The following is a 281-nucleotide window of genomic DNA, read 5'->3' as shown; positions in this document are numbered from 1 at the left end:
CAGGGCTCGCGCATCACCGCCCTCCCGTGTCGCGCTTGCCGCCCATGCCGGGCATGGTCATGCCGGGCATGCGGGAGTGGTCCATGCCCTCCATGCCGCCCGAGCCGGACCTCGGTGTCACGGCGCGGTTGAGCTCGCGCCAGTCCTTGGGATCGACCACGTCGTAGCGCGCCACGCCCGCGGTGACCGCGGAGTAGCGCGGCGCGCGCACGGCGGCGGCGGGGTTGGCCGGGGCAACCAGCCAGTCCGGCGCGGCGGTGGGCACGCAGGCCGCGAGCGGC

Annotated in this window: 1 protein-coding gene; it reads right to left on the bottom strand. The window is 76.5% G+C overall.

Annotation, left to right across the window (positions count from 1 at the left end):
- Positions 1-13: 13 nt before the first annotated feature.
- Positions 14-281: hypothetical protein (locus HPY23_RS14835; protein ID WP_200649638.1), on the bottom strand; the 268-nt coding region annotated here is incomplete at its 5' end.

Source organism: Methylobacterium ajmalii, from assembly GCF_016613415.1.
GTDB lineage: Bacteria > Pseudomonadota > Alphaproteobacteria > Rhizobiales > Beijerinckiaceae > Methylobacterium > Methylobacterium ajmalii.
The sequence above is the reverse complement of the archived record's forward strand: the minus strand, read 5'-3'. Positions and strand labels throughout refer to the sequence as shown.